We start from the raw sequence: 17,480 nt of genomic DNA, 5'->3' as shown, positions 1-17,480 counted from the left end.
ATGGCATCCGCATTCGAGTACGCACCGGCGCCCGAGTCCCGCTCGGTCGTCGACATCGCCCCTTCCTACGGCCTGTTCATCGACGGCGAGTTCACCGAGGCGGCCGGCGGCAAAGTCTTCAAGACGGTCTCGCCGAGCACCGAGGAGGTGCTGTCGGAGATCGCGCAGGCCGATGCCGAGGACGTGGACCGCGCGGTCAGGGCCGCCCGCAAGGCCTTCGAGAAGTGGTCGGCGCTGCCCGGCTCCGAGCGCGCGAAGTACCTCTTCCGTATCGCCCGCATCATCCAGGAGCGCAGCCGCGAGCTGGCCGTCCTGGAGACCCTGGACAACGGCAAGCCCATCAAGGAGACGCGCGACGCCGACCTCCCCCTGGTCGCCGCGCACTTCTTCTACTACGCGGGCTGGGCCGACAAGCTCGACCACGCCGGGTTCGGCCGGAACCCGAGGCCGCTGGGCGTCGCGGGCCAGGTCATCCCCTGGAACTTCCCCCTGCTGATGCTCGCGTGGAAGATCGCCCCGGCCCTGGCCACCGGCAACACGGTCGTCCTGAAGCCGGCGGAGACGACCCCCCTCTCGGCCCTGTTCTTCGCGGACATCTGCCGCCAGGCGGGCCTGCCGAAGGGCGTCGTCAACATCGTCACGGGCGACGGACGGACGGGCGCCGCCCTCGTCGCCCACCCCGACATCGACAAGGTCGCCTTCACCGGCTCCACGGCCGTCGGCAAGGAGATCGCGCGTACGGTCGCGGGCACCCGCAAGAAGCTCACCCTCGAACTGGGCGGCAAGGGCGCCAACATCGTCTTCGACGACGCCCCGATCGACCAGGCCGTCGAGGGCATCGTCAACGGCATCTTCTTCAACCAGGGCCAGGTCTGCTGCGCGGGCAGCCGTCTCCTGGTCCAGGAGTCGATCCACGACGAGCTGCTGGAGTCGCTGAAGCGCCGCCTCTCCACGCTCCGGCTGGGCGACCCGCTGGACAAGAACACGGACATCGGCGCGATCAACTCCGCGGAACAGCTCGCGCGCATCACCACCCTCGCCGACCAGGGCGAGGCGGAGGGCGCCGAACGCTGGTCCCCGGCCTGCGAACTCCCCACCTCCGGCTACTGGTTCGCCCCGACGCTCTTCACGAACGTCACCCAGGCGCACACCGTCGCCCGCGACGAGATCTTCGGCCCGGTCCTGTCCGTCCTCACCTTCCGCACCCCGGACGAGGCCGTCGCCAAGGCCAACAACACCCCTTACGGCCTGTCCGCCGGCATCTGGACGGAGAAGGGCTCCCGCATCCTCGCGGTGGCGAACAAGCTCCGGGCCGGTGTCGTCTGGTCCAACACGTTCAACAAGTTCGACCCGACCTCGCCGTTCGGCGGTTACAAGGAGTCGGGCTTCGGCCGCGAAGGCGGCCGCCACGGCCTGGAGGCGTACCTCGCCCCGTCGAGCCCGGAGGGCGAGCGATAAATGAGTGCAGTTGACCGTCTCAGTGTGTTCAAGACCTACAAGCTGTACGTCGGCGGGAAGTTCCCGCGTTCCGAGAGCGGCCGGGTGTACGAGGTGACCGACGCAAAGGGCAAGTGGCTGGCGAACGCGCCCCTCTCCTCCCGCAAGGACGCCCGTGACGCGGTGGTCGCCGCCCGCAAGGCGTTCGGTGGCTGGTCCGGCGCGACGGCGTACAACCGCGGCCAGATCCTCTACCGCGTCGCCGAGATGCTGGAGGGCCGCAAGGCACAGTTCGTCCACGAGGTCGCCGACGCCGAGGGCCTGTCGAAGTCGAAGGCCGCCGAGCAGGTGGGGGCCACGATCGACCGCTGGGTCTGGTACGCGGGCTGGACGGACAAGATCGCCCAGGTGGTGGGCGGCGGCAACCCGGTGGCGGGCCCGTACTTCAACCTGTCCTCCCCCGAGCCGACCGGCGTGGTGGCCGTCGTGGCCCCGCAGGAGTCGTCGTTCCTGGGCCTGGTCTCGGTGGTCGCCCCGGTGATCGCGACCGGCAACACGGCGATCGTGATCGCGAGCGAGAGGTCCCCGCTCCCGGCCCTGTCCCTGGGCGAGGTCCTGGCCACCTCCGACGTCCCCGGCGGCGTGGTCAACGTCCTCTCCGGCCGTACGGCGGAGATCGCGGCGCCCCTGGCCGCCCACCAGGACGTCAACGCGATCGACCTCGCGGGCGCCGACGAGGCCCTCGCCAAGGAGCTGGAGATCGCCGCGGCGGACAACCTCAAGCGCGTCCTGCGTCCACAGCCTGTGGACGACTGGTCCGCGACGCCCGGTATCGACCGCATGACGGCGTTCCTGGAGACGAAGACGGTCTGGCACCCGACGGGGTCGCTGGGCGCGTCGGGCTCGTCGTACTGACCCGGCACACCGTCGGAGAGCCGCGTCTCCCCTCCGTCCAGGGGCGGCGCGGCTCTCTCGGTCAGGCCGGGGCGCTCAGCCGCCCAGCGACCCGGCCGCCGGCCCCACCACCGGAATCGCCCCCACCGACTCCGCCTGCGCCACCGGCCCGGTCAGATCCTTCGAGGTCAGCGGCCGGAAGTCGGCGATCTGGGTGCCGACGCCGTTGTCGAGGGGGTCGACGCCGGTGCCTGCGAGGGGGTTGGGCCTGAGACGGGAGACGGGGCCGGTGACGTGGCCGACGGCGCCGGTCGGCCCCTGCGGGGCGACGTGGCCGAGCGAGGCGGGACGCGTGCGCGCCCCGTCCAGGACCGGTTCCGCGGCGGCCGCGGCCGTCCCCGCGCCCGCGCCCAGCGCCGCCCCCGCCGTCGCGAGGGCGATCAGGGCGCGCCGGCCGGTCGGGGTCGGGGTGGAGTCGTGTCGGACCATCGCGGTGCCCGCTTTCTGGTGCGGTAGGTAATCAGGGCGACACGAAGGGTAGTTGAGATGTGACACGCGCATCAAAGCCGCCCCACGGGGTCGTTCGCGGCCCGATCGATGCCCCACACTGGTGTCCCGTGAGTTCCCATCCGCCCATACCCACGCGAGTCGCGCTGCTCTGCGGCCCTTCCGGCTCCGGCAAGTCCCTCCTCGCGGCCCGCTCCGGCCTCCCGGTGCTGCGGCTCGACGACTTCTACAAGGAGGGCGACGATCCGACGCTGCCGCTGGTGGCGGGGAGCTCCGACATCGACTGGGACCACCCGGACTCCTGGGACGCGGACACGGCGATCGCCGCGATCACCGACCTGTGCCGCACGGGCCGTACGAACGTCCCCGTCTACGACATCGCCCTCAGCGCCCGCACCGGCGAGGAGACGATCGAGGTCGGGCGGACCCCGCTGTTCATCGCGGAGGGCATCTTCGCCGCCGAGATCGTGAGCCGCTGCCGGGAACTGGGCGTGCTGGCCGACGCGCTGTGCCTGAGCCGCGGCCCGATGAAGACCTTCCGCCGCCGGTTCCTGCGGGACCTGAAGGAGGGCCGCAAGTCGGTCCCCTTCCTGCTGCGTCGCGGCTGGCGCCTGATGCGCGCCGAGCGCTCCATCGTGGCCCGCCAGACCGCCCTCGGCGCGTACGCCTGCGACCGCGACGAGGCCATGGGCCGCCTGGCGTCCGCGGCGGCGGGCCACTGCGCCTCGACGGCGCGTACGGCGGTGTAGACCCCGCGCTGGAGCATGCGAAAGCGGGACTGGACGGACCCCCCGGCCCTCCAGTCCCGCTCCTTCGGTGCTCCCCCGTTTCCCCACGTTCCCCCCGGGTGGTGCTTCCCCCGTGCTGTGTGCGGTACCGCTCCCCCGAACGTCCCCCGTTGGGTTCCCCCCGGTACCGCTCCCCCGTGTTTCCCCCGTTCACCGGCTTCCCTGAACGGAGCCGGCTCCCCCGTGAGCCTCAGGCGACGAGCTCGCCGAAGGCGTCCTCCTCGTCACGGCCGAAGCTGAGGACCTCGTCCTCGCGCAGCCGGCGGAGCGACCGCCAGATGCTGGACTTCACCGTGCCGACACTGATGTCGAGGATCTCCGCGATCTCCGGGTCCGTGCGGCCCTCGTAGTAACGCAGGACCAGCATGGTGCGCTGGAGTTCGGGCAGCCGGGCCAGCGCCTGCCACAGGACCGCGCGCAGTTCGGTGCCGCGCATCGCGTCCGTGTCGCCGGGCGTCTCCGGCAGTTCCTCGGTCGGGTACTCGTTCAGCTTGCGGCGGCGCCACGCGCTGATGTGCAGGTTGGTCATCGTCCGCCGCAGGTAACCCCCGACGGCCGCCTTGTCACTGATCCGGTCCCAGGCCCGGTAGGTCGAGAACAGCGCGCTCTGCAGCAGGTCCTCGGCCTCGAAGCGGTCACCGGTGAGGTGGTAGGCGGTGGCGTACAGGGAGGCGCGGCGCTCCTGGACGTAGGCGGTGAACTCCGCCTCCGACAGCGAGCGGCGCTCCCCCGTGTCCTCCCTGTACGCGGATCCCCCGTGCGCTTCCCCCGTGTGTGCGTCAACCACCGTCATGTACGTGGTGTGCTGACGCCCGGTGCCGCGAGCGCACCCCCGCCCGCTCACGGCACCGGACTTCTCGGAACCCCGGTGCACGTCGTGCAGACGCGTGACCACTGCGCTGGTGCTCAGTCCGTGCAGCGTGTTCATCTTGCGCCCCCCGTCGTGGACTTCCGGTGTTTCGGTCTGGTGCGGTCGGCTCGGCGTGGTGCTGCCTTGCCTGTGCCGAAAAGCTTGCCCACGCCACTTCATCGCCGTGTCCGTCGACTGTCACAGACCTGTCACAGGGCCCTGTCACGGCGACACCACAGCGAGCTCACAGCCATCGGCGTTACGACCGGCGCCACGCACCCGCGATGACCTGCGCGGACACCGCCTTGCACATGAGCCCGGCCCACAGGTCGAACGACAGCACCTCCATGGGCCAGAATGAGCCCGTGCCTTCCCTGTTGCTGATCGAGGACGACGACGCCATCCGTACGGCCCTGGAGCTCTCACTGACGCGCCAGGGACACCGTGTGGCGACCGCTGCGAGCGGTGAGGACGGTCTGAAGCTGCTGCGCGAGCAGCGGCCGGATCTGATCGTTTTGGACGTGATGCTGCCCGGCATCGACGGCTTCGAGGTGTGCCGGCGCATCCGGCGCACCGACCAGCTGCCGATCATCCTGCTCACCGCGCGCAGCGACGACATCGACGTGGTGGTCGGGCTGGAGTCCGGCGCCGACGACTACGTGGTGAAGCCGGTGCAGGGCCGGGTGCTGGACGCCCGGATCCGGGCCGTGCTGCGGCGCGGGGAGCGCGAGTCGAACGACTCGGCGACCTTCGGCAGCCTCGTCATCGACCGCGCGGCGATGACGGTGACGAAGAACGGCGAGGACCTCCAGCTCACCCCGACCGAGCTGCGGCTGCTGCTGGAGCTGAGCCGGCGCCCCGGTCAGGCGCTGTCCCGGCAGCAGCTGCTGCGCCTGGTCTGGGAGCACGACTACCTGGGCGACTCCCGGCTCGTGGACGCGTGCGTCCAGCGGCTGCGCGCCAAGGTCGAGGACGTCCCCTCCTCCCCCACCCTGATCCGTACCGTCCGCGGAGTCGGCTACCGCCTGGACGCCCCTCAGTGACACAAGGGCAAGGGGGGTTCCGCGGCTGGTCCGCGGCGCGCAAGGGACATCTTTCACGGCTGCGTTTCACCAGCCTGCGACTGCGGCTCGTCGTGGTCTTCGGACTGGTGGCGCTGACCGCCGCCGTGTCCGCGTCCGGCATCGCGTACTGGCTCAACCGCGAGGCCGTGCTGACGCGTACGCAGGGGGCGGTGCTGCGGGACTTCGAGCAGGAGATGCAGAACCGGGCCGGCTCGCTGCCCGAGCACCCGTCGCAGGACGAGCTGCAGCACACGGCCGGCCAGATGGCCAACAGCAGCCAGCGCTTCAGCGTCCTGCTGGTCGCCGAGGACGCGACCGGCAAGACGGTGTACGGCAACTCCGGCGGCCTGAACGGCTTTGCCCTGGAGGACGTGCCCAAGTCGCTGCGCACGGCGGTGAACAAGGAACAGGACGTCACCAGCGGCAACAAGTCGCCGTACCACCTGTACTGGCAGCGGGTCGTCGACCACGGGACGCCGTACCTGGTGGCCGGGACGAAGGTGATCGGCGGCGGCCCGACGGGCTACATGCGCAAGTCGCTGGAACCGGAGGCCAAGGACCTCAACTCCCTGGCCTGGTCGCTGGGCATCGCCACGGGTCTCGCCCTGATAGGGGCCGCACTGCTCGCCCAGGCCGCGGCCACGACCGTACTGAAGCCGGTGCACCGCCTCGGAGTGGCCGCCGGCCGACTGGGCGAGGGCAAACTCGACACCCGCCTGCGCGTGTCGGGCACGGACGAGCTCGCGGACCTCTCCCGCACGTTCAACCGCACAGCCGAGGCCCTCGAGAAACGCGTCGCGGACATGGCGGCCCGCGACGAGGCCTCCCGCCGCTTCGTGGCGGACATGAGCCACGAACTGCGCACGCCCCTCACCGCCATCACCGCGGTCACCGAGGTGCTGGAGGAGGAACTGGACGCCGAGTCGGGCGGCATCGACCCGATGATCGAGCCGGCCGTACGCCTGGTGGTCTCCGAGACCCGGCGCCTGAACGACCTCGTCGAGAACCTGATGGAGGTCACCCGCTTCGACGCCGGCACCGCCCGCCTGGTCCTGGACGACGTCGACGTCGCCGACCAGATCACCGCCTGCATCGACGCACGCGCCTGGCTGGACGCCGTCGATCTCGACGCCGAGCGCGGCATCCACGCCCGCCTCGACCCGCGCCGTCTGGACGTGATCCTCGCCAACCTCATCGGCAACGCGCTCAAGCACGGCGGCTCGCCGGTACGGGTGTCGGTGCGGGAATCGGCCGACGAGGTGGTCATCGCCGTACGCGACCACGGCCCCGGCATCCCCGAGGACGTCCTCCCGCACGTCTTCGACCGCTTCTACAAGGCGAGCGCCTCCCGCCCCCGCTCCGAGGGCAGCGGCCTGGGCCTCTCCATCGCCCTGGAGAACGCCCACATCCACGGCGGCGAGATCATGGCCGCCAACTCCCCCGAGGGAGGCGCGGTCTTCACCCTCCGCCTGCCGAGGGACGCCTCGGAACTGGCGGAAGAGGGCACGCAGAAGGACAAGGGGGAGACCTGATGACACCCGGCAAACCCGCACGCCTCCTGGCCCTCCCCCTCCTCGCCGCGCTGCTCACCGGCTGCGGAATCCGGGCGACGGAAGTACCGACCGACTTCGGCCCCGCCCCCTCGCGGGTGCGCTGCTCCCTCACCGAACCGGACGTGACGACACAGACCGCGCGGGGCGTCCCGGTGCAGGTGTTCCTCCTCTGCGGTTCCTCCCTGGTGGCGGTGGACCGCACGGTCCTGGTCCCCGACGGAGCGGCGGACTCCGAACGACGCGTCCTCGTGGCCCAGGGCCTGCTCGACGAACTGGCGAAATCCCCCTCCGCACCCGAGAAGGAGGCCGGCTACACCACGGACGTACGCGGCGGCCTGAAGGTGAGCGGCCCGTCCCCCAAGGACCCCGACGACACCCTGCGCCTGAGCACCTCCCCCGGCGACCTCACCTCGTACGCCCTGGCCCAACTCGTCTGCACCTTCTCCGACTCGGCGGCAGCAGAAGGCGACGGCTCGGTCGTCCTGGGCGGCCCTCCCACAGAACTCCCCCGCCGCTACGAGTGCACGGACGAGGTCCGCTCCCGCCCGGGAACCAAAGAACCCCCCTCAACAGAGGTCACAGAGGAGTAGACGGCACCCCATACGACCCGCACCCGCAGCCGCCCCCGGCGGGAGCGGGTCGTGCCGGTGCGGCGCACCCCGGGAAACACACCCGCACCACCAAGCCCCCACGCACCCGCAGCCGCCCTCCGGCGGGAGCGGGTCGTGGCGGTGCGGCAAGAGCCCGTCGCTTAGCTCGTCACAGCCAACTCGGACTGTGGCAGCAGGCAGCAGTGCGCCCAACACGCGACGGGCTCGCCGCACCGCCACGACCCCGACCCACCCACCGCCGGCAGGCGCCCGGGAGCACCCACCCGCACACGCAACCGCCCCCAACCCCACCGGAGGTGTGGCACACACCTCCCCCCACCCCCCGGAACCGATCCAACCGGCCCCCGCGTCTAGGGGGACGTGCAGCGTCAAGGCTCCATCGGCGGCAGCGCCGCGATCCGCATCCGTGCGACCGGAGGTGTCCTCCTGGTCGCACACCTCGTGTTCGTCGCCTGGTTCACACTGCGCCCCCTGCACGTCCCCTGGGTGATGCCCACCAACCTCCACCCGTTCGCCGGCATCCGCGCCGACCTCCAACTGGGCTGGCCGGAGGCGGCCCGCCGCATAGGCGAGGGCCTCGCCCTCCTCGCCCCCCTCGGCGTCCTGGTCCCGCTGGTACACGGCAGACTGCACGTCTCCCCGCTCGCCTCCCTGGTCCGCACGGTCACGGCAGGCGCCCTGCTCTCCCTGGCCATCGAACTCCTGCAGACCGGAGTCCCCGGCCGGGTGGTGGACGTCGACTCCCTCCTCCTGAACACCGCAGGCGTGGCCCTCGCGCACACCGCGGTGGTCCCGGCCACCCGTGCCTGGCTCCGCCACCGCACCGAGCGGCGCGACCGCCGTGCAACCCGCCAGGACGAGCCGGCTCAGGGTCGGACCCCGACGATTCCCAGGGTCGGGATCGCCCCGTAGAGCGACGTTTCGCCCCCTTCGTCTCCTTAGCGTGGAAGACACACGAGGCAGCCACCGGAGGCCGCCTCGGACCGACGCTCACGAAGGAGCCGCAGATGTCCAGCAGCCTCGCCCGCCCCACCCACGGCCGCATGATCGGCGGAGTGTGCGCCGCGCTGGCCCGCCGCTTCCACACGTCCCCGACGACGATGCGCGTGATCTTTCTGCTGTCCTGTCTGCTGCCGGGCCCGCAGTTCCTGCTCTACATCGCGCTGTGGATCTTCCTGCCCTCCGAGGACAAGGCACGCACGGCCTGGTGAGGACGCACGAGAAAGCCGTTGGGGCGCACCCGGAGTCACCCGGGTGCGCCCCAACGGCGTGTGTGAAACGGCGCCTCAGCCGACCGAAACCCCGTTGGTCGGCAGACCGTGCGTGGGCAGGCCCTGGCCGGCCGGCAGACCGCCGATCAGGCCCTTGGCCTGGCCCTGGGAGAGCACCTTCTCGGCGACGGGCTGCGCGGAGGTGAGGCCCTCGACGAGCGTCGGCTGGGCCTGGTCCAGCGCCCGATCGGCACCCGGCAGGACGTTCGCGGCGTCACCCTGCGCCGGAAACGACTGAACGCCACTGAGCACCTGGGGGGCGTCGTCCAGGACGGCCGGGGCGGCGTTGGCGGCACCCGCACCGGCGGCGGCGAAGGCGACACCGAGAGCGGCGACACCGAGGGTCTTGGCAGCAGACTGCTTCATGATGAATGCGTCCTCGAAATACGGGAATCTGAGCGGTGCACGACCGTAAACACGGACAGGCACCCTCCGCAAACATCGAAATGCGGACAGACGGTGAAGACCCGTCCGCAGTCCGGTTCACCAAACAGGCCGCACTCAGCCCTCTCCACTCACAGATCCGCTGGTGGAAGCGGTCTGCTGGAACAGCCATTCGGCCTTCAGCTCGGCATAACCAGGCTTGATCACGTCATTGATCATGGCCAGGCGTTCATCGAAAGGAATGAATGCTGACTTCATAGCATTGACTGAGAACCATGCGAGATCATCGAGCGTGTAACCGAATGCGTCGACCAGGTGCTCGAATTCCCGGCTCATACTCGTACCGGACATAAGACGATTGTCCGTGTTGATCGTGGCGCGGAAGTGAAGTCGGCGCAGCAGCCCGATCGGGTGCTCGGCGTAGGAGTCGGCGGCCCCGGTCTGGAGGTTGGAGCTGGGGCACAGCTCGAGCGGGATGCGCTTGTCGCGGACGTAGGAGGCGAGCCGTCCGAGCTTCACCGTGCCGTCCTCGGCGACCTCGATGTCGTCGATGATGCGCACGCCATGGCCGAGCCGGTCGGCGCCGCACCACTGCAGGGCCTGCCAGATGGACGGCAGTCCGAAGGCCTCGCCGGCGTGGATGGTGAAGTGGTTGTTCTCGCGCTTGAGGTACTCGAAGGCGTCGAGGTGCCGGGTGGGCGGGTAACCGGCCTCCGCGCCCGCGATGTCGAAGCCGACGACACCCAGGTCCCGGTAGCGGTTGGCGAGTTCGGCGATCTCCAGGGCGCGGGCGGCGTGCCGCATGGCGGTGAGCAGGGCGCCGACGCGGATACGGTGGCCGTTCGCCCGGGCGATCCGCTCCCCTTCCCTGAAGCCCTGGTTGACGGCCTCGACGACCTCCTCGAGGCTCAGCCCGCCCTCCAGGTGCTGCTCGGGCGCGTACCGGACCTCGGCGTAGACGACACCGTCCTCGGCGAGGTCCTCGGCGCACTCGCGGGCGACCCGTACGAGCGCGTCGCGGGTCTGCATCACACCCACGGTGTGCGAGAAGGTCTCCAGGTACCGTTCCAGGGACCCGGAGTCGGCGGCCTCCCGGAACCAGACGCCGAGCTTGCCGGGGTCGGTCTCGGGGAGGCGGGAGTACCCGGCGTCCCGGGCGAGGTCGACGATCGTGCCGGGGCGCAGCCCGCCGTCGAGGTGGTCGTGCAACAGAACCTTGGGCGCCCGGCGGATCTGGTCCGAGCTCGGGGTGACGCCCTTCTGGATGCTCTGGCTCGTCATTCCCGCACTCTAACTCCTACGCGCGTAGATCACGGGGTGTACAACTCCGTCGATACGTAACGGTGACCGCACGGACGGGTGGAGTACACCGCCTCTTCTGACACTGTTCTGTCATGGGACAGCAAGCGACGCCGGTGCGGACGGCCAGGCTGGGGAAGGCGATCGGCCCGGAGCCGGAGACGGTGTGCGGGGTGGCGCTGCTGCTCCCGGGCGGCGATGAGGTCTCCGACCGCAGACCCTCGGCCCTGTGGGCGAACGGCCTGGTCCGCGCCCTCGGGCGCAAACTCGCGCGCGCGGGACGGCAGGAGGGGCTGGCCGTCCACGTCGTGCACTACCGCTACCGTGGCTGGAACGGCAGCGAGGCCCATCTCGCCGCCGACGCCACCTGGGCCGCCGACGAGGCCGTACGGCGCTACGGGGACGTCCCCGTGTGCCTGGCCGGGGTCGACATGGGCGGGCGGGCCGCGCTGCGCGCGGGCGGGCACGAGGCCGTCAACTCGGTGCTGGCGATCGCCCCCTGGCTGCCGGAGGAGGATGTGGCGGTGCCCCCCGAACCGGTGAAGCAGTTGGTGGGGCGGCGGGTGATGATCGTGCACGGCACGAACGACGAGCGGACCGATCCCGAGTTGTCGTTCCGGTTGGCGGCGCGGGCGAAGAAGGTGAACCGGGAGGTGTGCCGGTTCGAGGTGCACTCGGACGGGCACGGGTTGCATCAGTACCGGGAGGAAGTTCTCTGCCTGGCGGAGGACTTCGTGGTGGGGGTGCTGTTCGGGCGGGGGTTCTCGCGGCCTGTCCAGGACGCGTTGGAGGCTCCGCCGCCGCTGGGGTTGAGGATGCCGTTGGCTGCGGGGTTCGGTAGGTCGTTGAGGCGGTAGCGCCGGTGGGGTGTCGGTAGTCTTCGGGGCGCGGGTTGTCTGTGACTGGTCGCGCCCACGCGGCGGAGCCGTATATCGGTACAGCCCCGCGCCCCTGAAGTCCGCTGCCCGCCAGGTCGGCTGCGGGGACAGGTCGCTGGAGGCATCCGGCTCGGTGGTGGCCCCGCCTCACCCCCCGCATCAGGGGAGCAGGCTCCCCCTTCTCGACAGCAAGAACTTCTTGAAGGCGGCCACCGGCGGCGTGTCCGGGTGGCCGTCCAGCCATGCCACGCCGATCTCCCGTACCGCCCTCGGGGCCGTGACCGTCAGTTCCACCACCCCGGGGCGGGGTACGGCGGGCGGGGGGAGCAAGGCCACGCCCAGGCCTGCCGCCACCAGGCCCCTCAGGGTCTCCGCCTCCTCTCCCTCGAAGGCGACGCGCGGCTTGAAGCCTGCCTGCTTGCACAGGTCGTCGGTGATGCGGCGGAGGCCGTAGCCGGGTTCCAGGGTCACGAAGGTTTCGTCGGCGGCCTCGGCGAGGCGGACGCGTCTGCGGGAGGCGAGGCGGTGGTCGGCTGGGACGACCAGGCGGAGTTTCTGTTCGTCGAGGCGGCGGGCGACGAGGTCGGGGGCGTCCGGGACAGGCGAGGTCAGGCAGAGGTCGAGTTCGCCCGCCCGCAGCCGTTCGATCATCGCCTCGCCGTAGTTCTGGACGAGGCTGAAGCGGACGCGGGGGTGGTCGGCGCGGAAGGCGTGGATCAGGCCGGGGACGGTCTCGGCGCCCATGGTGTGCAGGAAGCCGAAGGCGACCTTGCCGGTGGCCGCGTCGGCGTCGGCGCGCACCTCGTCGGCGGCCTTTTCGATCTCGGCGAGGGCGCGTTCGACGGAGGTGAGGAAGGTGCGCCCGGCGGGGGTGAGGGAGACGGTCCGGCCGCGGCGGGCGAAGAGATCGACGCCGAGGTCCTGTTCGAGGCGGACCATCGCCCGGGACAGCGTGGACTGCGGGACCTGAATCTCCTGCGCGGCCCGTGTGACGTGCTCGGTGCGGGCGACGCCGGCGAAGTACGCGAGCCGCGGGGCGAGCAGTGTGACGATGTCTTCTGTGTCACTGGACGGTGACAGGCGCTCCTGTGACCTCTGCTGATGCACCATGGGAACGATTATGGCGATTCCATGCATTGGACGGAACAGCGGAGTCGTCCGTAGGTTCGAGGCATGTCTCCCGCCAGTACCGGGGCGTCCACGACCGTGGGCGCCGTCACGTCCGTTCCCTCCTCCGACTCCCGTATGGCCCCGGGCGGCCCCGGCTACCGCCGGATGAGCTTCGCCCTCTTCCTGGCCGGCGTGGCGACCTTCGCCCTCCTGTACTCCACGCAGGCGCTGCTGCCGCTGATCTCCGGTGAGTTCGGGGTCGCGGCGAGCGAGGCGAGCTGGACGGTCGCGGCGGCGACGGGCGGACTGGCGTTGTTCGTCCTGCCGATGAGCGCCCTGTCGGAGCGCTACGGCCGCCGTACGGTGATGACGGCCTCGCTGGCCGTCGCGGTGGGCGTCGGAGTGCTGGTCCCCTTCGCCCCCTCCCTGGGCTGGCTGGTCGTGCTGCGGGGCGTGCAGGGCGCGGCCCTGGCCGGGCTGCCCGCCTCCGCCACCGCCTATCTCGCGGAGGAGGTCCGTCCGCGGGCCCTGGTCACGGCGATCGGCCTGTTCGTGGCGGGCAACAGCGTCGGCGGGATGAGCGGCCGGGTCATCACCGGCTGGGTCGCGCAGGAGTGGGGCTGGCGGGTCGCCCTCGGCGTGATCGGCGCGGTCGCGGTGGCGTGCGCGGTGGCCTTCCGCCTGCTGCTGCCGGCCCCGAAGCACTTCGCGCCGGGCTCGCTGCGCCCGCGCGTCCTGGCCCGCACGGTCCGCGACCACCTCGCCAACCCGCTGCTGTGCCGCCTGTACGCGATCGGCGCGCTCTTCATGACCGTCTTCGGCGGCGTGTACACGGTCATCGGCTACCGCCTCACGGAGGAGCCGTTCTCCCTCCCCCAGGGCATCGTCGGCTCGATCTTCCTGGTCTACCTGGTGGGGACGGTGTCGGCGTCGACGGCGGGCCGGCTGGTCGGCCGCCTGGGCCGGCGCGGGGCCCTGTATCTGGCGGGCGGTACGACGGCGACGGGTCTCCTGCTCTCCCTCGCCGACTCCCTGGCCCTGGTCCTGCTGGGCCTGGTCCTGATCACGGCGGGCTTCTTCGCGGGTCACGCGGTGGCGTCCTCGGCGGTCAGCAAGACGGCGACGACCGGCCGCGCGCAGGCCTCCGCCCTGTACCAGTCCGCGTACTACATCGGCTCCAGCGCGGGCAGCACGGCCGGCGCGATGGCCTTCCACGCGGGCGGCTGGGCCGGCACGGTCGGCGTCGGTGTCCTGGCGGTGCTGGGCGTCGTGACGATCACGGTGCTCGGGACGCGGGCGGCGCGGCGGGAGCTGGTCGCCGCTCACTGAGAGGCCTGCCGAGAAGCCTGCCGAGAAGGCCGCCGAGAAGCCTGTCGAGAAGTCTGCTGGAACTCGGCGTTCCCCCTGTTCAGGGCCGGTTGTCAGTGGTCGCCGCTAGCGTCGGCGGCCACGACTGGTCCGAGCAGGGGGTTTCGTTTCATGGAGTTCAGGGTCGACCGCGGTGACCTCGTCGAGGCGGTGGCGTGGGCGGCCCGCGCGCTGCCCACGCGTACGCCGGTGCCCGTGCTGGGCGGGCTGCTGCTGGAGGCCTCGGCGGGGCGGCTGAGCGTGTCGGGGTTCGACTTCGAGACGGCGGCGCGGATCGAGACGGACGCCGAGGTGACGGCCGAGGGGCGGGTGCTCGTCCTCGGGCGCCGGCTGCTGGACATCTGCAAGGTGCTGCCGGACGGCCCGGTGAGCTGTGCCGTGGCCGGGACACGCTTCACCGTCGAGGCGGGCGGCACGAGCTTCGGCCTGTCGACCCTGCCGCGCGAGGAGTACCCCACCCCGCCCGCGCCGCCGGAGACGTACGGCACCGTGGACGCGGCCGCGTTCGCGACGGCCGTCGCCCAGGTCGCGGTGGCAGCGGGCCGCGACGACACGCTCCCGGTGCTCACGGGCGTCCAACTGCGCCTGGACGGCGAGGAGATGACGCTGTCGGCATCGGACCGGTACCGGTTCGCGGTACGGCGGCTCGGGTGGAAGCCGGAGACCGCGACCGAGACGGGCGAGGGGGTCGACGCGCTGCTTCCGGCGCGCAGACTGCTCGAGGTGACGCGGTCGCTGGCCCGCTGCGGCACGGTACGGATCGGGCTGGACCGCGGGCCCGGCGGGGGCGGTCCGGTCGGCTTCGAGGGCGGGCGGATGCGGTCGGTCGTACGGCCGTTGGACGGGCGACTGCCGGCGTACGGGAAGCTGTTCGAGATGACGGGGGCCTCGGTGGCCGAGGTGGAGTGCGGGGCGCTGACGGAGGCCGGGATGGGGGTCCCCCCGCTCGAGCGAAGCCGAGAGTGGGGGAGGGTCGCGGTGGTGGCGGAGGCGAACAGTCCGGTGCGGCTGGACTTCTCGGCGGAGTCCGTCCTGCTGCGGGCCGGGTACGGCGACGACGTGGCAGCGCAGCGGCTGCCGGCCGTACTGAGCGGCGCCGAGGAGGTCACGGTGGCCTTCAATCCGGTGTACCTGCTGGACGCGCTGACCTCCTTCGAGGCGTCGAGGCTGCGTCTGGACCTGCTGGGCACGGGCCAGCGGGCGCTGCTGGGCGCGGCGGACGCCCCCGAGGCTCACCGGCATCTGCTCATGTCCGTGAAGCAACTGGTCTGAGGCGGCCGGTCTGAGGCGACTGGTCTGAGGCGAACGGTCCGAGGCGACTGGACCGGAGCAGTTGGTCCGACCCCCGCTGCGACCTGGGCCTTTGTCGGCTCGGGGGGCCATTGTCAGTGGCCTGCGGTAGCTTCCGAAGTACTGGGCGCACAGGCGCGTGACAGACCGGCCACAGGGGTGGGTGGACGACGATGACCGACGGTACGGCGACGATGGACGACCTGGACGCCAGGCTGGAGAAACACCGGGTCGAGCTGACGGGGTACTGCTACCGGATGCTCGGCTCCTCCTTCGAGGCCGAGGACGCGGTGCAGGACACGCTGGTGCGTGCCTGGCGGAGCTACGACAAGTTCGAGGGCCGCTCCAGCCTGCGCTCGTGGCTCTACCGCATCGCGACGAACGTGTGCCTGGACATGCTGACGGCGGGCAACAAGCGCGCCCGCCCGATGGACCTCTCGGAGTCCACGCCGCTCGCCCAGGCGGCCCTCTCGCCCCGCCCCGACAACACCTGGCTGGAACCGATGCCGGACGCGCGCGTGCTGCCGACCGTCGAGGACCCGGCCGAGGCGGCCGTCGCCAAGGAGTCGGTGCGCCTCGCCTTCATGGCCGCCCTCCAGCAACTGCCGCCCAAGCAGCGGGCGGTGCTGATCCTGCGCGAGGTGCTGGCGTGGAAGGCGAGCGAGGCGGCCGAGCTGCTGGGCACCTCGGTCGCCTCGGTCAACAGCGCGCTCCAGCGGGCCCGCGCGACCCTCGCCGAGCAGCAGGACAAGGCGTCCGACGCGGCCGTGTCGAACCCGCTGGACGAGCAGCAGCAGAAGCTCCTGGAGCGCTATGTGGCCGCCTTCGAGGGCTACGACATGACGGCGCTGACGTCGCTCCTCCACGAGGACGCGGTCATGACGATGCCGCCGTTCGACCTGTGGCTGACCGGCCACGACGACATCACGGGCTTCATGACCACGCTCGGCTCGGCCTGCGAGGGCTCGCGTCTGCTGCCGGTCCAGGTCAACGGCCTGCCGGGCTTCGCCCAGTACAAGCCGGACCCCGAGGCGGGCGGATTCGCGCCGTGGGCGATCCAGGTCCTGGAGATCTCACACGGCCGCCTCACCGGGTTCCACTTCTTCCTCGACACCAAGCGCTGGTTCCCCCTCTTCGGCCTCCCCCTCCACCTCGAAGCGGAGGCCGACCAGGTCGAGCAGGGCGCGTAGCGCGGGATCGGGGTCGCGCAGCCGGATGCGCCCCCCGCCCCGACGGGCCGCCAACTGAAGCCGGGCCAGCAGTTCGACAGCCATCAGCCCCGGCGGCCTGAGCCCGGCGACATCGCACACCACCACCCGCGCCCCGCTTCTCTCCAGCAGCACCCGTAGGTCGTCGCAGAGTCCCGTCACCTGGTCACGGGTGACGGGGCCGGCCAGGGCAAGTACGGGGGGTGTCGTCGCATCCACGAACGGTAGACCGGCTCGCCCCGCACAACTCATCGTGACCAAGCCCCTAACACGCGCACCCACTTGCCTAAAAGCTTTAGGCAAATGCATACTCGCATCCAGAGATCACCTACAGGATGTAAGGACACTGATGGCGCGCGCAGGCCTCACCCCGGAACGCCTCGCCCAGGCAGGGGCGGAACTGGCCGACGAGGTCGGCTTCGACCAGGTGACCGTCTCGGCGCTCGCCCGGCGCTTCGACGTCAAGGTCGCGAGCCTGTACTCGCATGTGAAGAACTCCCAGGACCTCAAGACGAAGATCGCCCTGCTCGCCCTGGAGGAACTGGCCGACCGCGGCTCGGCCGCACTGGCCGGTCGAGCGGGCAAGGACGCCCTAACCGCCCTGGCGAACGTGTACCGCGACTACGCCCGCGAACACCCCGGCCGCTACGCGGCAGCACAACTGAGGCTCTCCCCCGAAGCAGCCGCGGCCAGCGCGGGCCCTCGCCACTCCCAGATGACCCGGGCGATCCTGCGCGGCTACGACCTCACCGAGCCGGACGAGACCCACGCGGTCCGCCTCCTGGGCAGCGTCTTCCACGGCTACGTCAGCCTCGAACTGGCCGGCGGCTTCAGCCACAGCACGCCCGGCTCCCAGGAGTCCTGGCTCCGCATCCTGGACGCCCTCGACGCGACGCTGCGGAACTGGCCCACAACGGGAGCGGGCCGCGGCACCACCTCAGCCACAACCGTCGACCAACAGGGTTGAA

Annotated in this window: 19 protein-coding genes; 13 read left to right on the top strand and 6 right to left on the bottom strand. The window is 71.2% G+C overall.

Going from position 1 to position 17,480, the window contains the following annotated elements:
* Complete coding sequence (locus tag IE263_RS08080; protein ID WP_189933774.1) at positions 1 to 1,458, top strand: aldehyde dehydrogenase family protein; 1,458 nt, start codon at positions 1 to 3, stop codon at positions 1,456 to 1,458.
* Positions 1,459 to 2,352, top strand: a complete 894-nt coding sequence (locus IE263_RS08075; RefSeq protein ID WP_189933772.1) for an aldehyde dehydrogenase family protein — start codon at positions 1,459 to 1,461, stop codon at positions 2,350 to 2,352.
* 75 nt (positions 2,353 to 2,427) lie between these two features.
* Here the strand turns inward: IE263_RS08075 and IE263_RS08070 are convergent, their stop codons facing one another.
* The gene (locus IE263_RS08070; protein WP_189933770.1) at positions 2,428 to 2,820 is read right to left on the bottom strand and encodes a hypothetical protein; all 393 of its coding nucleotides are present in this window, start codon (positions 2,818 to 2,820) and stop codon (positions 2,428 to 2,430) included.
* 128 nt (positions 2,821 to 2,948) lie between these two features.
* On the opposite strand from IE263_RS08070, the gene IE263_RS08065 reads away from it, so the two are divergent.
* Positions 2,949 to 3,587: a uridine kinase family protein gene (locus tag IE263_RS08065; protein WP_229910847.1), complete on the top strand. Its 639-nt coding sequence runs from the start codon at positions 2,949 to 2,951 to the stop codon at positions 3,585 to 3,587.
* A gap of 229 nt (positions 3,588 to 3,816) precedes the next feature.
* On the opposite strand, the gene IE263_RS08060 is transcribed toward IE263_RS08065, so the two are convergent.
* Complete coding sequence (locus IE263_RS08060) at positions 3,817 to 4,554, bottom strand: SigE family RNA polymerase sigma factor (protein WP_189933768.1); 738 nt, start codon at positions 4,552 to 4,554, stop codon at positions 3,817 to 3,819.
* 287 nt (positions 4,555 to 4,841) lie between these two features.
* On the opposite strand from IE263_RS08060, the gene afsQ1 reads away from it, so the two are divergent.
* The 5 genes from afsQ1 to IE263_RS08035 all read left to right on the top strand — a co-directional run bounded on the left by afsQ1 (position 4,842) and on the right by IE263_RS08035 (position 8,915).
* Positions 4,842 to 5,519 (top strand): two-component system response regulator AfsQ1, encoded by a 678-nt coding sequence (gene afsQ1 / locus IE263_RS08055; RefSeq protein WP_189933766.1) that lies wholly within the window; start codon positions 4,842 to 4,844, stop codon positions 5,517 to 5,519.
* Complete coding sequence (locus IE263_RS08050) at positions 5,516 to 7,072, top strand: ATP-binding protein (protein ID WP_189933764.1); 1,557 nt, start codon at positions 5,516 to 5,518, stop codon at positions 7,070 to 7,072. The genes afsQ1 and IE263_RS08050 overlap by 4 nt, the downstream gene beginning before the upstream one ends.
* Positions 7,072 to 7,683 (top strand): hypothetical protein, encoded by a 612-nt coding sequence (locus IE263_RS08045; protein ID WP_189933762.1) that lies wholly within the window; start codon positions 7,072 to 7,074, stop codon positions 7,681 to 7,683. Before IE263_RS08050 ends, IE263_RS08045 begins: the two co-directional genes overlap by 1 nt.
* Positions 7,684 to 8,064: 381 nt before the next feature.
* Entirely contained in the window at positions 8,065 to 8,616 is a 552-nt protein-coding gene (locus IE263_RS08040) for a VanZ family protein (protein ID WP_189933760.1), read from the top strand.
* A gap of 95 nt (positions 8,617 to 8,711) precedes the next feature.
* Positions 8,712 to 8,915, top strand: coding sequence for a PspC domain-containing protein (locus IE263_RS08035; RefSeq protein ID WP_189933758.1), 204 nt, complete (start codon positions 8,712 to 8,714; stop codon positions 8,913 to 8,915).
* Between the two features lie 75 nt (positions 8,916 to 8,990).
* Here IE263_RS08035 and IE263_RS08030 read toward each other — a convergent pair whose 3' ends face one another.
* Together IE263_RS08030 and IE263_RS08025 are read right to left on the bottom strand one after the other, a co-directional pair.
* Positions 8,991 to 9,341 (bottom strand): ATP-binding protein, encoded by a 351-nt coding sequence (locus IE263_RS08030; protein WP_189933756.1) that lies wholly within the window; start codon positions 9,339 to 9,341, stop codon positions 8,991 to 8,993.
* Positions 9,342 to 9,476: 135 nt separating this feature from the next.
* A complete protein-coding gene (locus IE263_RS08025; protein ID WP_189933754.1) occupies positions 9,477 to 10,640 on the bottom strand; it encodes an adenosine deaminase in 1,164 nt (387 codons plus the stop codon).
* Positions 10,641 to 10,753: 113 nt separating this feature from the next.
* On the opposite strand from IE263_RS08025, the gene IE263_RS08020 reads away from it, so the two are divergent.
* Positions 10,754 to 11,515, top strand: a complete 762-nt coding sequence (locus IE263_RS08020; protein WP_189933752.1) for a dienelactone hydrolase family protein — start codon at positions 10,754 to 10,756, stop codon at positions 11,513 to 11,515.
* A 180-nt stretch (positions 11,516 to 11,695) separates the two neighbouring features.
* On the opposite strand, the gene IE263_RS08015 is transcribed toward IE263_RS08020, so the two are convergent.
* Positions 11,696 to 12,646 carry a LysR family transcriptional regulator gene (locus tag IE263_RS08015; protein ID WP_189933750.1) on the bottom strand — a complete coding sequence of 317 codons (951 nt, stop codon included), beginning with the start codon at positions 12,644 to 12,646 and terminating at the stop codon, positions 11,696 to 11,698.
* 63 nt (positions 12,647 to 12,709) lie between these two features.
* On the opposite strand from IE263_RS08015, the gene IE263_RS08010 reads away from it, so the two are divergent.
* The 3 genes from IE263_RS08010 to IE263_RS08000 all read left to right on the top strand — a co-directional run bounded on the left by IE263_RS08010 (position 12,710) and on the right by IE263_RS08000 (position 16,494).
* Positions 12,710 to 13,975: an MFS transporter gene (locus IE263_RS08010; RefSeq protein ID WP_189933747.1), complete on the top strand. Its 1,266-nt coding sequence runs from the start codon at positions 12,710 to 12,712 to the stop codon at positions 13,973 to 13,975.
* Between the two features lie 150 nt (positions 13,976 to 14,125).
* A complete protein-coding gene (gene dnaN / locus IE263_RS08005; protein WP_189933745.1) occupies positions 14,126 to 15,286 on the top strand; it encodes a DNA polymerase III subunit beta in 1,161 nt (386 codons plus the stop codon).
* A 191-nt stretch (positions 15,287 to 15,477) separates the two neighbouring features.
* On the top strand, positions 15,478 to 16,494 hold the full coding sequence (locus tag IE263_RS08000) for a sigma-70 family RNA polymerase sigma factor (protein ID WP_189933743.1): 1,017 nt from the start codon (positions 15,478 to 15,480) through the stop codon (positions 16,492 to 16,494).
* On the opposite strand, the gene IE263_RS07995 is transcribed toward IE263_RS08000, so the two are convergent.
* The gene (locus IE263_RS07995; RefSeq protein WP_189933741.1) at positions 16,378 to 16,764 is read right to left on the bottom strand and encodes an STAS domain-containing protein; all 387 of its coding nucleotides are present in this window, start codon (positions 16,762 to 16,764) and stop codon (positions 16,378 to 16,380) included. The genes IE263_RS08000 and IE263_RS07995 overlap by 117 nt on opposite strands.
* Positions 16,765 to 16,861: 97 nt before the next feature.
* Between IE263_RS07995 and IE263_RS07990 the strand changes: the two genes are divergently transcribed.
* Positions 16,862 to 17,479, top strand: a complete 618-nt coding sequence (locus tag IE263_RS07990; RefSeq protein WP_189933739.1) for a TetR/AcrR family transcriptional regulator — start codon at positions 16,862 to 16,864, stop codon at positions 17,477 to 17,479.
* The last annotated feature ends 1 nt before the right edge of the window (position 17,480 follow it).

Source organism: Streptomyces aurantiogriseus, assembly GCF_014649375.1.
GTDB lineage: Bacteria > Actinomycetota > Actinomycetes > Streptomycetales > Streptomycetaceae > Streptomyces > Streptomyces aurantiogriseus.
Note: the sequence above shows the minus strand (reverse complement) of the source record. Positions and strands in the feature narration are given on the sequence as shown.